A 14,139-nucleotide genomic window follows, 5' to 3' on the forward strand; every position below is an offset into this window, starting at 1 on the left:
CTAGATTGATTGAACAATCTTCCACTTTGCACTTCTACATATTGTCCGTCTGTGTCCGTCAATAATTTTTCCCAGATCATCCCTTGTTGAGATAAACCCCAAATCCATATTTTTTTTCCGGGTTTATCATCGTGATTGCTATATCTAGCCATTCCGAATTCTTCATCGTGCCAGTATCCGCCAAAAAAATCACTGTATTTTCCAAACACGTGGTATGATTTATACCCTCCAAAATTGTTGTTGTTGTAAAAAGAAACATCCTTTCCGTTTTCTTTATTGATTGGCCATGAATTATACTCACCATCGTGACCAAGATAATTTTTCCCTGGATAAATAAATTGCAAATTACCGGCTGCTTTAATTCCAGTATTCATCCAAGTATAATACGGTTGCTCGAATGCAGTATCATTAAACCAAAATGAATTGGTTGTAAAATAAGCCTTATCCTTTGGCAAATTGATGTCTAATTTCCAAGAAGTTCGAGTGAGTAAATCCAACACTCCAATCACACAACTCACACTGCCGTCTTCTCTGGTAATGGTTACATAATCTACCGGTGTGGCACAATTTGGCGTATGCCCAATAATTCCATAATTCCCTTCAACACCACCGCTGGTCCAAGGTCCACGCATAGCAATATCTCTGAATTTAATCACATGATTGTTGTAAATAAAATCTTTTCCGGTTGATTTTTCAATAGCTGACCAAACCTTACCGCCAACTTCTGGCAATATCGTTAGTTTAATATAATCGTTCTCCAGTTCTATCACCTTCCATTCCTTTTGTACAGGCTTATCTGTAAAGCCATCAAATCGGTAATACGGATAGATTTTTGAGTCTGGTTTTGGGATAGGATCCGGATCCGAAAAAGGATAGGTTGTAAAAACCTTTTTATACACTTTGATTGTTGGTGCACTATTTTGAGCAACAGCAAACTGACCTATAAAACAGAAAAGAAGTAATACTGATTTAAATTTCATGCTAGATATTTATTTTTTTAACGGATTCGAATGATCGCTAACAGGCTAAGTAATATGTTATCGCCATTCTTCTTTTGTGTTTAGAATCATGGCGATTTCATACATTGTGTCTTTTATTCCTTTACATTGCTCTTTCTTTATACCCTTAAGTATCATGATAACCAAACCATAAAGAACAATAGAATTCAAGTTAAAAAGACTTAAAAAAGGATTATTGATTAACTATCAATAACAATCCTTTTCCTTTTGGAACAGCTAATTCCGAATTAACAGAAAATTGTTGTGCTGATTGAAAATTCTTTACTTCTGGAATTGTTATTTTAGCCTTAGCAGGATCAATTCCTAATTTTTTCCAGTCAATATTCAGTTTTACTTTTACATCCTCATCAGCCCAACTTGCAATAGATATTAATGCTGAACCTTTCTTTTTATAAACTGTTGCTAATACCTTGGTATTTGAAGTTTTTACTGGACAATTTTCGCTCCAATATCCAATCATTTCTGAACCTTTGATACCAAAATCATTCCATACTTTCCAGATTGGTCTTGGATCTGCATTTTCGCTCCAAGGCATTCTGTTCGTCATACCGTAAATCATCCCACGCCAAGCGTTTCCTCCATCTTGCAACATTTCACCCATAAGTCCAAAAGGGATTCCACTTACTTCTGTCAAGAAAAAGTCAGGTTGATTTTTTTCATAATCAAAATATTCACCAAACCAAAGTTTGTTCAGATATGGAAAATGCTCCATATATAGATTAGCACTGTTATTAAATCCATCGCTTTTGTTATACTGATTCGCACTGTGCAAATCAATTATTCCAGGGTGTCCATCTTTGGTCAATACCCTTTTAACTCTCTTCATGGTAACCCTGTCAAAAGCTACGTCGTCAAGGTAGACACCGTCTATACCTACATTTTGAACCAACCAATTCATTCCTTCCACATAATAATTGTGCCAACGATTCATACCGCTATTTACAATAGCTGCATCCTTAATTTCGGGAACAAACCATGCTGCAATATAATCTTCTCCAATATGTTCCTGCAACCAATTAAATCCTCCTCCTTTACCAGGAGTAAAAATTTCATGACCCAAACTTCTCAAAGCATGTATCTCGTAACTTTTGTTACTTAGCTCTCTAATGGTATTGTAAATTTTAACTTTTAATCCTTTACTATGCGCCTCATCAATATAGTTTTTCATCTTTTCATGTTCGACAAAAGGATAATTGATGTATGGATTTATTGGGGTAGCATGATGGATATTTACTATTGTAGCTCCCGTTTTTGAAATGGTATCTAAATTATTATATCTGTGATAAAATCTACTATCCCATTGGAAATCTGTATTGATTGCGTGAAAAGGTGTAATCAACAAATTGAAATTATAGTACAAAACATCGCCTTTTTTCATGCTTCGATTTCCGCTGTAAGCATTAACCAAAACCGTTTTTCCGCTAGGAACAATATCAATTCCTCCTTTGTTTTCATTACCCCAAGAAGCTGGCAAGATTAATGGCTTTTGTAAATAGAAATTAGTATTCAAAGGACGGCTGTATTTTTCATCTCTTAACGAAAACTGCAATCCTGAATTCACATTTCCAATCCATGCACCATCTTGATTTTTATTGGCAACGTCCCATTTCCATTTAAGTGATTCTGGACGTTCTCCTCCTTTTTGCCCCAATCCCATCAAATATTTAGCTGATGTAGGTTGCAAAGGCATTTGAAAATTGATATCATTGAAAGTAACATCCTCAAGAGCAGTAATTTTAACAGTATATGATAAAAACCCATCAAATTCAAGGGTTCCGTTTACCTGCATTTCAACAGCAGTATCGGTATTGGAACTTTCCCACGCTACAGTTCCAGCCTCTTTCTTCGTAAATTTGAAACTGCTATTTTTCCAATTATTAATTTCTTTTCCGGCATTATCCACTAAATGGAATTGGGCAGGAGCGGCTAATATATCATTGGCTTTAGTACCAATTGAAGTCATTTCGGGGGTGAAAAAAGTCTGAATCTGGGTTGGTAATCCATTTTTATTCAAAAGTACTTTTCTTCCTAATAATGAAATCTCGTTTTCCTTTACCTCTAATGGCGTATAGGGTGCAATAACGGTGTTTTCTTGTGCCATTGTAGAATTCAACCATTTTAATCTGGTCATTTTCTCAGGTTGGTCGATGCCACCATTGTGAGTTACACCTTCATTAACCACTAAATGAAGAGAAACTGTTTGAGTGGCACCACCAGAACTAACCAAAACCTCACCTAAATAATCTCCAGCAGTAGTGCTTTCAGGAACATCAATTCCGCACCACATGGCTTGCACTCTACCTTTAGAAACATTCACACTGTTTGAAAAAACAGAACCATCATATTTTATTCCATCTGTATTGATACAGCCTATATTTTTTGCCGAAATTGTTTTTCCGTCTTTATTTTTTAAATCTGAAAACGTAATTTTTACATTGCTTAAATCTTGCAAAGCATAAATACCCAACTGAAAAGCCAAATATTCTCCCTTTAATGCAGTATCGGTGAAAGTATTTTGAATTCCCTTGTCAATCCATCGTTTTGGTAAATCTTTTTGCATTCTGATAGAATTCATTCTATCTTCTGGAAAAACCAAGAATTCTTTTCCTTTATTTTGGGCAATTAGATTTTGTGTTTCCGTTGCCGTAGCAATTACTTCCATAGGATAAAAACTATTGAAAGCATTGATGCTTTGAATTTCCGAAACACTACAATTAGTTTTTAAATCGGTTTTTGCTTTCGACAACCATGCGGCATCAGCAGTATTTTTTGCTTTAACATAAACCCCTTTTGGATAATATACATTTGGTCCTTCATCTATGTATGGCAAATAATACACATAATAAGTCCCTTTACCGGAAACAGGTTCAAAAAAAATAGTTCCCGATTCTCTATTTATATTTTCAGGCTTCACATTAAGAATATTTTTGCCTGTTTTAGCATCCTGAACTATGATCTGTTTTTGTTCTGGATTTTCGTCTCTTCTTCTCCAGTCGATTGTTGTTTTGGCAACTGTTCCGCTACCCGTAAACTGTACTACAACACGATGATTTCCGAGTAAACTTGGATTCCAACTGTTGTTTCCATCAGTGTACTTTAACTCTTGTGCACGTAAAGCACCAGTAGTTATAAAAAGACAAAGTGCAAATAAGTTACTTATAAAAAATCTCTGTTTTGAGTTGTTTTTCATGATTGTATTTTTTTTCAAAAAAATGTATAGAATAGTAATAGATTATTTTATCAAACCGTTTAGTAAATAGCCTCCCAACCTTGCTTTTTCCAATATTCAATAATTGGTTTGTATGGTCCAAGTCTGTGCTGCTTTTCAGAGAAAGGGTCACTAAAAGGGGCGTGAGCATAATCTATTGCCTTTGCTTTTGGATTTGGATAATCCAATGTTTTTGGGTTTGGTCTGGTATGAACAGAATCGTCATTAACATAAGCTGCAATATCGAGTGCTTGAGCATCTGTTAAATACGGTTTACCTACAGTTACTTTATCAAAAGGCATATTCCCTTTTAGCCATTGTGCTTGCTTAATAACTCTGTGCATGCTTGAACCAGGTTGGTAAGCATATTTTCCCCATAAAGGCGGGTAAACATATCCTGATTTGTCCTCATTGAATTTTCCTTCTCCATCATTTCCGTGACAACGAGCGCAATTTTCAGTAAAAAGTACTTTTCCTCTCTCGGGACTTGCTGCTACTTCAGGAAATTCAATTTTTAGGTTTTTTGATCCTTTAAACAAACTGTCTTTTGGCACAAACTTGCTAATCCATTTAAAATAAGATAAGAAAGCAACCATTTCGTCACTATCCAATGGCAATGGTTTTCCGGAATGAGGGCGCATAACACAATTGTTTACACGTTCTGCAAGCGTAAGTACTTTGTCTTCTCGCCCACGGTATTGTGGATAATTGTCATGCGATGACATCAAATTAAAAGCGTAAGGCTTAGTTCCTGCATCTTGATGGCAATTGGTACAATTCATTTTATTGCCCAAATATTTTCCTTTAACTCCATTTGGACCAATATAATATGCCGTTCTTAGCATTAATTCTCTTCCATAACGCACCGATTCACCAAACTTATCATTTGGAATTTTTGAAGTATCGATGGTGATATAAGATTCATCTTTTGTTTCTTCTTTTGCAACTGTATTCGCCGAAGAAGAATTACAAGAATTAAAAATCATTATTGGCAAAGCAAAAAGGATTCCGATTACAACATTTTTTTTCATACTGATAAGGTATTAAATCCAGGTATTTAAAAGTTATCCCAATTGAAACAGCTCTTACCTTTTGGTTATTTTTTTAATTAAAAAGAAACGGTTTGAGTTTATCTTCCGGAATAAACTTAGCTCTATAAGGTGGAATTTCAGACTCTAAGGCCCATAACAATACCCCTTTTTTATTGGTCAGGACTGTAATATGTCTTTTAGAACAACAACATAATATAGCATCTTTATCAATCATATAAGCACTCCCCATTCTGTCATTATAGATTTCTTTTGGTAATTTCACTTGGTAATCTAGTTTTACGGCATTGCTTTTTTCATCTACTTTCAAAGCAAAAACGGAAGATTGTTTTTTATCGACACCATTATCAAAAAACATTAAACTTCCTTCTTGGTTAATATGTGCCGCGTGGGCTTGAGAAAAATTACAGTTGGCTGGCATTGTCATTGTTCCGCCTTTTCCTAATTTCCAGATTACTTTTCCGGTTTTGGCATCTACTTTCCAAATTTGACCATTATTATAAAACGAAATAATAAAATTGCCGTCCTTGTCATAATTCAAACTGTTAGCATGCATCCAATCCTTTTTGGTTTTCAACAATGCTTTATCTTTCATTGGATCTAAATCGTCAAAAACACTCCATTTCCAAAGTTGTTTTCCTTTTTTATCAAAAATAATAATTCCGTCACCATTGATGGTATCTTTCTTTTTACCTCCAATGGCAGTTAAATCAGTAATTCTTTCATCAACAAATAGAGTTACTATTTCGTTGGTTGATTTTTTTATGATTTCATGATGAATGACTTGTTTAAAATCGCCTTGACCTTTTTTAAGATGCGTTAATGTATCACCTTGCAAATTAATTTCTAAAATCTCGCTACCATAACTCGTTGGTTCATCATTTTTTCCAAGTATAGAAATAATGCTTTGATCATCGGTAAAACAGGAAACTTTGAATCCCGTTCCTTCTACAGTATGATACCATCTCAAATTTCCTTTATAATCAACAATATAAGCAACTCCTGGAGTTTCTCTTTTGGCTAAAAGCATAAACCCTTTTTTGAAATTTTGAGGCAAAAGTTTTGGATTTTCGCAACTTGCCTTAAATTGCTTTTGTAGCCATTCAGGAAGTTTTCTGGACTTGAAATTATATACCTTACTTGTTATTTTTTCTTCACCTTGTATTGTAATCAACCGATAACTATAATTAGTTTCCGGGGCGATATTACATAGAACTAAAGAATGCTTAAGACCAGCTTTTGAAATTGGAGAAGTTATTTTGTTTTTTATCCCTTTTTTATCCGACCAGTATTCTGCAAATACCTGAACATCGTCACTCGTAGTAACATCGATTTGAATTTTTAATTCGTTGTTGCTATGAGTCCCAATATTGATATTTAGGATACGATTCTGATTTCTGGAACAGCTAAACAATGCTAGTAATACCAAAACAAAACTCAATTTTAAAACTATTTTTTTAATCATTTGAAAGGTTTCTTTAATGAAACAGAAAAGTACTTCTTTATATAAAAATCAAGAACAGGCAGCGTTAAAATTATCCGCCTATTCTTGACTTATTTTTTTATTGTCTATCAGCGTTGCTTAATTTTGTGTTAAGATTTACTTGACTTTGTGGATACGTATAATATTTATTTTGAGGCATTTTTATTGTTGCAGTTTCTCCAACTCTAAGATGATATGCATTTACAAGAACATCATATTTGTTCATCCTGATTAAATCTGCGCGGCGTTTCCCTTCATAGAAAAGTTCCCAACCTCTTTCTTGCAAAATAGCATCTCTTAATGTGCTTTGGTTGTAATCTGATAAAACCAAAAGTTTGGCATGAGATCGTCCTTTAACCTGATTGATAAGATCTATGGCTTCACTAGTTGGACCACTTATTTCATTCAATGCTTCAGCTCTGCTTAGTAATACATCTGCATAACGTAATATATCTACACTGTGACCATCATAATAGGTTGTAGTTTCATCATCTGCGTATTTTCGAGTAGCAACATCCTGCATATAAAATTCGCCTTCTGGTGGTTCAGCACCCAAAAAAGGAGCTTGTTTGTGCAATAAATCATCAGTGCCCATATATTCAGGGAAAAAGCATTGTTTTCTTTCGTCTTCATCACCAAAAGAGTTATAGAAATCCCAATTTACAGCGTAATATTGCCATCTTTCCGCAACAACAGGATGGCTTTCTGGTCCAAAGTGATTTAACAATTCTGTTCCATTTACATTGGCATCACTAAGTGAAGAAAAAATATTTTCATCACACCACTTGTTACTTTCTTTGAACAAGCCTAAGTATGAAGGAAAAAGTTGATATTGGTTTAGATCCATTACCTGTTTTGTGTATTTAACTACATTTTGCCAATCATGAGCACGCAAATATAGTTTTGCTAGTAACGTTAGCGCAGCACCTTTTGTCGCACGACCTACATCATTACTACCATATATAGGATTACTTTGATAATTAACAGGCAATATACTTGCAGCTTCATTAAGTTCACCTATTAGAAAAGCATCAATTTCTTCAACAGAAGTTGGTGGTGTTTGTCCTAGATAATCAGGATTTCCCAAATTATCTTGTGTAATCAAAACTACGGGTCCCCAAGAATCTGTCAAATCCATATAGGCAACTGCTCTTAGAAATTTTGCTTCAGCTATAAATTGTTGTTTTTCCTCTGTCGAAATTTCGGTCATTTTAGAAATATAATAAATAGCATTATTAGCATTGGAAACTAACTTATACATTGCATTCCAATCTTCTAGAAGCAATCCATTGTTAGAGCTCCATAGCCCTAATGACAATTGCCCTGGATCTCCAGTAAATTGGCAATGACCTAAATCTGTAGCAATATCGGTTAAGGCAAAATGTCGTGTTGCCCAGTACGAAAAGTTATCGCCCACTGCGGGTCCTTTTAGTCTGCCATAAATGGAATTAACGGCGGCCATCGCATCCGATTTGGTTTGATAACCGTTGGCATTCGTCAAACTGCTATATACTGTAGGATCAAGATCAGTATTACATGAAATTTGTACTCCTGCGGTAAGTAAAAGCAATAGTATTGTATATTTTTTCATTTTAATAAATTTAATGTTACTAAAAACTTTTTAGACTAATGAATTCCAACTTTGATACCTAAAATAAAGGTTCTGGAAGCTGGAAAAGAGTTAAAATCGATTCCTCCACCCAAATTGCTGCCGGAGTGCCCATTTACTTCTGGGTCATTTCCAGAATAGTTTGTGAAAGTTGCTAAATTCTGGCCTATAGCATACAATCTGATATAATCTACAAATTTAACTTGCTTTAAAGCACTCTCAGGAATAAGATACCCAATAGATATATTTTTCAGGCGAACATAAGAGGCTTCTTCAACGAATTTTGAATTTACATAACTGCCATACTTACTTTTGTAATATCCATCTCTTGGAATATCAGTATTTTCATTTGTGCCTGCAACCCATCTGTTTAGGGCATCTGTACTTGTAGTAGATTCCCCCACCATTGCAGTCATATTATATAAAGAATAATCAAATGCTCCTTGGAAAAAGATGTTTAAATCGAAATTTCCATATTTAAAATCATTGTTGAATCCCGCAACATAATGAGGAGTAGAATTTCCTAAGTAGTCTCTGTCCTTGTCTGTAATTTTACCATCTCCATCTAGATCTTCATATTTTGGATCTCCCGGTTTCGAAAGCGGTTGTGGCGCATAAACTTCACCCGTTTTTATTACCCCTGCATATTTATACCCATACAATACTCCCATTTCCTTACCTGGTTCCAGTCTTGTAAACTCTTGACCGGAAACGGTTCCGCTTGGGTTAGATGTGTTACGGCTAATAATTTTTACATTATCTGCAAGGGATATTAATTCTTGTTTATTGTAAGCAAAATTTAGATTTGTTTTCCAAGAAAAGTTATCGTTTTTAATGTTATCACTACTTATTCCTAACTCAATTCCTTTGTTTTCAACAACTCCTGAATTAAGTCTCTGACCACTGAAACCCCACCATCCTCCAACAGGAATGTCTATAAGTGCTTTTGTAGTTTGTTTTTTGTACACATCGATTGTCGCATAAAGTCTGTCATCAAAGAATCCCATGTCTAAACCTAAGTTGGTTTGAGCTTGTTGTTCCCATGACAAACTAGGATTTGATAAATTGGCAGGCTCAGTTCCTGGTACAAAATTACCAGGGCCAATTGTAACTCCCCAAGAAGTTAACCTTGACAAGTATGCATAATCTGGACTGGCATCACTTCCTGCAATACCCCAACTCGCTCTTAATTTTAGATCGGAAAAAGTATTTAATTTTTGTATGAAGGGTTCATTAATAAGTTTCCAGGCAGCAGCTACAGATGGAAAATTTCCATATGAATAGTTTTCTCCAAATCGAGAGGATCCATCATGTCTATAGGTAAACGATAATAAATATTTATCCGTAAAAGAATAATTCAATCTACCGAAAATAGATTTAAGTTTAGCTTCTGATTTCTCAGTTTCAGGTTTTAAATAAACTGCAGCACCGTCAAGGTTGTAATACGTTAATAAATCACTTGAAAAACCAGTGCCTGCAGCATTTAAATATTCGGAAGTATCTTTTTGATTAGATGTTCCGACCATTGCTGTTACAGCATGTTCTTTTATGTTAAATTTATAGGTTAAATAGGAATCAGTACTCCATCTAAAATTTGTTGTATTGTTTTCAGAACCAGAACCTTGTAAAGCCGCTCCAGCAACCAATGTTCTAGGAGTGTATTTTCCTTGAATGCTTTCTTGCCATTCTGCTCCAGCTCCAAAATGGAAGGTTAGGTTTTTAATAAGATCATAATCTAAAAACATGTTTCCATTTACTAATCGTGTAATTCTATGATCAGTAGGTTCCAATAAAAGTGCTAAAGCATTATCTTTTCCTTTGTATTTATAATAGGTTCCATCAGCATTATAAATAGGGATTGAAGGAGGAGCTGTTTGAACAGAAAACATTGGAGATAAAATATTGTCTCCAAAATCACTATTATTTCCTTCACTAAACGCACCATAAGCATTAGTGCCTATGTTTAGTTTATCATTAAATCTTTTCTCACTGCCCATTCGAACACTATATCTTTCATAATCAGTATTTTCTACAGCTCCTTTTTGTTTTAGGTAATTTCCTGAAAGATAAAATTTAGAAACTTTATCACTTCCGCTAAAAGTTAATGTTCTGTTGATTACTTCTCCCGGACGGGTAGCAGCTTCAAACCAATTAGTATTTGCTATAGGAAAACTTACTGGAAAAACTGGAGGCAAAGCGTTTTCTGCTGCAATTGCATTTTGAATATCTGCATATTGTTGCCCAGATAATAATGAAGGGTTATGGATTATGTTTTGAAAACCATCAGAGATTTCACCTTCAATTTGTAATTTACCTAATTTCCCTTTTTTGGTTGTTATCATTATTACACCATTTCCTCCCCTTGAACCATAAATTGCAGTGGCATTTGCATCTTTTAGAACTTGGATACTTTCAATATCGTTTGGATTAATCGAAGCACCTGTAGCCGTTATAAATCCATCTACTACATACAAAGGAGCATTGGATGCGTTAATTGAGTTTCCTCCTCTAATAATAATCGTAGGATTAGTACCAGGAGCATAACTGTTTTGTTGTATCTGTACTCCTGAGGCGCGCCCCTGTAAAGCTTGACCAACATTAGAAACAGTTCCTCCTAAGTTCAGGTTGTCTTTACCAACAGAACTAACTGAACCTGTAAGGTCTTTTTTCTTTTGTTTTCCGTATCCAATAACAACTTCATCTAATTTTTGACCTGCTTCTTTTAAAACAACATTCATGAAACCTGAACCGGCTTTCAATTCTTTAGTTTCCTTTCCAATAAAAGAAAAAACTAAAGTAACTGATGCTTCATCTGCATTAATTGTAAAAGACCCGTCAAATTCTGATTGAACAGATTCTTTACCCCCCTTTACCTGAATATTTACTCCTGGTATAGGCAGACCATTTTCATCGGTAACCTTCCCCTTAATTTGCTTTTGTATATTTTGAACATTAACTTCAATAGGAAGATTTGTTTTTAAACATTCTGATGCTGAAGCTTGCAAAGTCCAATTGAATAGCAAAACTGTGGTAATTTTGACCATTCTCCCTGAGATAATGTTAAGCCGAAAGTGTTCCTGCTTGTTTTTGGTTATTTCATTCATACTTACTGTTTTTTTTTTGGTTTGGTATACTTAATCAATCTTTTATTAATTCACTCCCCTTTTGTGCTATGATATCAAACACGTCTATTTTAATCTCATAAAAAAGAAGAATTTATTTTGTTTTATTTATTCTGATTTTTAAAATTTTAAAGTGTTTTTAAAAAAGAAAATGTTTAACTAAATACATATTCATTTTTAAAGTTAAAATGATGGCAAAGTCATTTTTTTGATGCTGAAAAATTAAAATTCAAACAATAAAATCTACAATTCAATTACGAAACTATATATTATATTTTTATTAAACAAGGAAAAACGCAAAAAATGTGCTCGAACACATTAAATTTGTGTTCTCGAGCACAAAAAACTAGATAAACACACATTTTTTGTAATACAATTCCAATCATTTAAAAAAGGTATTTAGCAGATTTAGAATTTTATTTTCTGACAAATGATTGGAATACTGATTAAATGATATTTATTTGTAGAAAATAAATAGTATCATTGAAAATTAAATAATTATTCTCTAACGTTATAATTACCATTTTTTAGAGTTTTATTTGCTTTATTTGTGGTTAAAAATTAGCGCTAAAAAAGTACCGTAAACAAGACAAGTGAAATGGTGATTTTATAAAGAAATAAATTGAAATTATTTTTAATTATTTTTTACAAAAAATAGTTCGGACTGAGCTTTATCTAAAAAATAAATTCGACATAAAATGAATCACGAAATAAAAGAATACACAGTAAATTTAATCGAAAAAGAACAGTTGATTATTTCCGGAAAAGGAGATGACAATTTGTGGAATAATGCCATGACGCTAAACGATTTTTGTTCTCCATGGGATAGTAAAAAACCATCAGAAATTACATTTAGGGCACTTTGGGATTCTGAAAAATTATTTTTCAACTTCACTGTCCTAGATTCATCAATTCACATAGAAAAACAGGATGATAGTTTTGACAGTATCAATGATTCAGATAGAGTGGAACTTTTTTTTAGACCTGACGATTCCCTGAATCCTTATTATTGCTTGGAAATGGATACCGCTGCACGATTAATGGATTTTATCGCTTATCCAAATAAGAATTTGGATTTTAGTTGGAATTGGCCAAAGGAAGATATAGTAGTAAAATCATCCATAAAAGAGGATTCTTTCAATGTTGAAGGTTCAATTTCGATTCAATCTTTAAAAGATTTTAATTTAATTAAAAACAACAAAATCGAAACAGGTATTTTTAGGGCAAAATATTCGCCAGACCAAAACGGAAATTTTGAACCAACCTGGATAACCTGGGTAAATCCAAATACAGAAACACCCAATTTCCATATAGCTTCTTCTTTCGGAACATTAATTTTAAAAGAATAGATTATACAAAACGAAGTATTCTTCGAATCATCATGTTTTCTAATAAAAAAATGCACTAAGAGTATTCTCAAGATGTGTTTGTCCTTTCTGACAATGGTAAAATAAAAAATCGGATATTATTTGAATCAAATAATACCCGACTTTTAGCATTCTTAACTAACAAACTTTTTACATTTTTACTGATTTTAATACCTGTAAATTGCTTTTTAAATCATTTATTAAAGTATTACTACCCGTCAATTACTTTCAAATCTTTTCCAACTTTAACAAAAGCCTTGATTGCCTTTTTTATTTGATCTAATTCATGTCCCGCAGAAAGCTGCACTCGTATTCTCGCTTTTCCTTTTGGCACAACCGGGTAGAAAAAACCAATTACATAAATTCCCTCTTCCAATAGTTTTCGTGCAAAATCTTGGGCTAGCTGTGCATCATATAACATTATAGGCACTATTGGATGCAAACCAGGAACAATATCAAATCCGGCAGCTATCATTTCTTGACGAAAATATCTTGTATTTTCTTCTAATTTATCTCTTAGATGAGTGGAATCAGTTAAAATTTCAAGCACTTTTAAAGTAGCGCCAACAATGGACGGAGCTATTGTATTTGAAAATAAGTAGGGTCTGGAAACTTGTCGCAACAATTCAACAATTTCCTTTCTTGCTGCCGTGAATCCACCGGAAGCACCTCCTAACGCTTTTCCAAATGTTCCCGTGATAATATCTACACGATCCATTACATTGTGATATTCATGAACACCTCTTCCCCTAGCTCCAATAAAGCCGGTCGAATGGCATTCATCAATCATGACCAAAGCGCCATATTTATCTGCCAAGTCACATATTTTATCCAATTGGGCTATTGTTCCATCCATAGAAAATGAACCATCTGTAACAATTAATTTTCGCCTTGAAGAACTAGCTGCTTTCAACTGTTCTTCTAAATCCCCCATATCGTTGTGCTTGTATCTGAATCGATTTGCTTTGCAAAGGCGAATGCCGTCAATTATAGAGGCATGATTAAACTCATCTGATATTATTGCATCTTCAGAAGATAGTAACGGCTCGAAAATCCCCCCATTGGCATCAAATGCCGAAGCATATAAAATACAATCTTCCATTCCTAAAAACGCAGCTGTTTTTTTTTCTAATTCTTTGTGAATATCTTGCGTCCCACATATAAATCTAACCGAAGAAAGTCCAAAACCGTATTTTGTAAGGGCTTCAATCCCTGCTTCTATTACTTTCTCATTCGATGCAAGCCCCAAATAGTTATTTGCACAAAAATTTAATACGTTATT

General features: G+C 34.0%; 8 protein-coding genes. 1 reads left to right on the forward strand and 7 read right to left on the reverse strand.

Features of this window, described 5'->3' with window-relative positions; all coding sequences use genetic code 11:
• The 6 genes from VFS71_RS00060 to VFS71_RS00085 all read right to left on the reverse strand — a co-directional run.
• The coding region (locus tag VFS71_RS00060) for a DUF5107 domain-containing protein (RefSeq protein WP_326398610.1) at positions 1-980 on the reverse strand (980 nt) is incomplete at its 3' end.
• A 211-nt stretch (positions 981-1,191) separates the two neighbouring features.
• Positions 1,192-4,209 (reverse strand): glycoside hydrolase domain-containing protein, encoded by a 3,018-nt coding sequence (locus VFS71_RS00065; protein WP_326398611.1) that lies wholly within the window; start codon positions 4,207-4,209, stop codon positions 1,192-1,194.
• A 59-nt stretch (positions 4,210-4,268) separates the two neighbouring features.
• Positions 4,269-5,258, reverse strand: a complete 990-nt coding sequence (locus VFS71_RS00070; protein WP_326398613.1) for a c-type cytochrome — start codon at positions 5,256-5,258, stop codon at positions 4,269-4,271.
• A gap of 73 nt (positions 5,259-5,331) precedes the next feature.
• Positions 5,332-6,741: an aryl-sulfate sulfotransferase gene (locus tag VFS71_RS00075; RefSeq protein ID WP_326398614.1), complete on the reverse strand. Its 1,410-nt coding sequence runs from the start codon at positions 6,739-6,741 to the stop codon at positions 5,332-5,334.
• 97 nt (positions 6,742-6,838) lie between these two features.
• Positions 6,839-8,350, reverse strand: a complete 1,512-nt coding sequence (locus VFS71_RS00080; protein ID WP_326398615.1) for a RagB/SusD family nutrient uptake outer membrane protein — start codon at positions 8,348-8,350, stop codon at positions 6,839-6,841.
• A gap of 35 nt (positions 8,351-8,385) precedes the next feature.
• Positions 8,386-11,472 carry a TonB-dependent receptor gene (locus VFS71_RS00085; protein WP_326398616.1) on the reverse strand — a complete coding sequence of 1,029 codons (3,087 nt, stop codon included), beginning with the start codon at positions 11,470-11,472 and terminating at the stop codon, positions 8,386-8,388.
• A gap of 716 nt (positions 11,473-12,188) precedes the next feature.
• Between VFS71_RS00085 and VFS71_RS00090 the strand changes: the two genes are divergently transcribed.
• Positions 12,189-12,839, forward strand: coding sequence for a sugar-binding protein (locus VFS71_RS00090; protein WP_326398618.1), 651 nt, complete (start codon positions 12,189-12,191; stop codon positions 12,837-12,839).
• A gap of 229 nt (positions 12,840-13,068) precedes the next feature.
• Here the strand turns inward: VFS71_RS00090 and kbl are convergent.
• Positions 13,069-14,139, reverse strand: a 1,071-nt coding sequence (kbl, locus tag VFS71_RS00095) for a glycine C-acetyltransferase (RefSeq protein WP_326398619.1), incomplete at its 5' end; no start/stop codon positions are given.

The organism is Flavobacterium sp., from assembly GCF_035760125.1.
Classification (GTDB): domain Bacteria; phylum Bacteroidota; class Bacteroidia; order Flavobacteriales; family Flavobacteriaceae; genus Flavobacterium.

What these genes read in the sequence shown, in the direction of transcription:
- VFS71_RS00065 (WP_326398611.1), bottom strand. Translation starts at nt 4,209, where the DNA reads ATGAAAAACAACTCAAAACAGAGATTTTTTATAAGTAACTTATTTGCA.
- VFS71_RS00070 (WP_326398613.1), bottom strand. Translation starts at nt 5,258, where the DNA reads ATGAAAAAAAATGTTGTAATCGGAATCCTTTTTGCTTTGCCAATAATG.
- VFS71_RS00075 (WP_326398614.1), bottom strand. Translation starts at nt 6,741, where the DNA reads ATGATTAAAAAAATAGTTTTAAAATTGAGTTTTGTTTTGGTATTACTA.
- VFS71_RS00080 (WP_326398615.1), bottom strand. Translation starts at nt 8,350, where the DNA reads ATGAAAAAATATACAATACTATTGCTTTTACTTACCGCAGGAGTACAA.
- VFS71_RS00085 (WP_326398616.1), bottom strand. Translation starts at nt 11,472, where the DNA reads ATGAATGAAATAACCAAAAACAAGCAGGAACACTTTCGGCTTAACATT.
- VFS71_RS00090 (WP_326398618.1), top strand. Translation starts at nt 12,189, where the DNA reads ATGAATCACGAAATAAAAGAATACACAGTAAATTTAATCGAAAAAGAA.